This window comes from Mesorhizobium sp. M7A.F.Ca.AU.001.01.1.1 (genome assembly GCF_004022735.1).
GTDB lineage: Bacteria > Pseudomonadota > Alphaproteobacteria > Rhizobiales > Rhizobiaceae > Mesorhizobium > Mesorhizobium ciceri.
The window spans coordinates 1-1,632 of the sequence record NZ_RZPF01001014.1; the positions used below are offsets into that span (position 1 = coordinate 1).

General features: G+C 62.0%; 2 protein-coding genes. Both read right to left on the minus strand.

Translation table 11 applies throughout. The features are described 5' to 3' along the window. Positions 1-88: 88 nt before the first annotated feature. A complete protein-coding gene (locus EN884_RS35235) occupies positions 89-1,195 on the minus strand; it encodes an ABC transporter ATP-binding protein (protein ID WP_063168756.1) in 1,107 nt (368 codons plus the stop codon). Then, positions 1,195-1,632, minus strand: a 438-nt coding sequence (locus EN884_RS35240) for a GntR family transcriptional regulator (RefSeq protein WP_164895398.1), incomplete at its 5' end; no start/stop codon positions are given. The genes EN884_RS35235 and EN884_RS35240, both read right to left, overlap by 1 nt.

The following is a 1,632-nucleotide window of genomic DNA, read 5'->3' on the forward strand; positions in this document are numbered from 1 at the left end:
CGTGTGGATCGAGCCGGTGACCGCACAGGTGATGACGACTTTCGGCGATTTCTTCATGGTTGAACTCTCCCTTGTCTGCCTTTTGTTGTTATCTATCGAGAGCGAGGCAATCCTCACGACCACAGCCCAATCGAACCGCCTCGCCCGCATTGAGTTCGGACCGAGACGACGATGCGGCAAGCTTGACAATGAATTTCAGGCCGCCCGCCGTGACAGCGACGAGCCGGATGTGATCGCCGACATAGACGGACTGAACGACGGTTGCCGCGATCACGTTGAGGGCGGTGGAGCCTTCGTGCAATAAGGACATGCGCTCGGGCCTGATCGACAGCGTCACCCTGGCGCCCGTAGGGGGCGTCGCGCCAGGGGAAATGGCGTTCAACACCAGATCGCCATCGTCGAGATGGACGGCCACGCCACCATTTTCACCGCCGGCAAGCACGGTGCCGGACATGCGGTTGTTCTCGCCGATGAAGCTCGCCACAAAGCTGCCCGTCGGACGCTCATACAGTTCGCGTGGTGTCGAAAGCTGCTCGATGCGGCCGGCGCTGAACACCGCGATCCGGTCGGACATGGTCAGCGCCTCGGTCTGGTCGTGGGTCACATAAACGAACGTGACGCCAAGCCGGGCATGGATTTCCTTGATTTCGAACTGCATCTGCTCGCGCAGTTGCTTGTCTAGGGCGCCGAGCGGTTCGTCCATCAGGACAAGATTTGGTTCGAAGATCAGGGCGCGGGCAACCGCGACGCGTTGTTGCTGCCCACCCGAAAGCTGCGCCGGACGCCGGTTGCCGAATTCGGGCAACTGGACCATGTCGAGAACGTTCCTGACACGTTGCGTCACCTCCTCGCGGCCAAGTTTGCGGACCTCGAGTGGGAAAGCCAGATTTTCGGCGACCGTCATGTGCGGGAAAAGCGCGTAGTTCTGGAACACCATGCCGATGCCGCGACGATTGGCGGGAACGTTGTCGATGCGCTGACCGTCAATGAGGATTTCGCCCTCGGTCGTATCCTCGAATCCGGCAAGCATCATCAACGCCGTCGTCTTGCCGGATCCCGAAGGCCCCAGCAGCGTCAGGAATTCGCCGCGCATGATTTCCAGGTCGAGCTGACGCACCGCCTGGACGGTCTGCCCGTAGCGCTTGCTGACGCCACGAAACTCGACATGAACCGGGCCATGCGGGGATCCGCCCATCACCGCGCCTGCGCCTTCGGATCACGGCGTACCGAAGCCGGGCGTTTGCGCGCAGGTTGAGCCTCAGCCGCCGCCGCGGCGCGAAGAATGATGTCGGCGGCCTCGCGCAGATCGGCAACCAGCGCCTTGCGCGCAGCCGCGCCATCGGCGCGACGCAGCGCCGCGAGCATTTCGTCGTGATGGTCCAGGCCCAGGCCGTAGGTCACGTCGGAGCGGACGATGTTCAGAAACGGTCCTGCCTGCAGCCACAATTTCTCGATGATCTGCTGGATGAGAGGTGAACGCGCGGCATGGTACATCGTGAAATGGAAGCGCCTGTTCAGGCCGAGATAATTAGCCATGACATTGCTCTCGACGCATTCGCGCATCAGCCCGTTCAGCTTCGCCAATTCATCGAGTTCTTCGGGCGTGATGGTCGTCGCGGCCCACTCGGCCGC

Coding starts and splice junctions, on each gene's coding strand:
- EN884_RS35235 (WP_063168756.1), bottom strand. CDS start 1,195: ATGGGCGGATCCCCGCATGGCCCGGTTCATGTCGAGTTTCGTGGCGTC.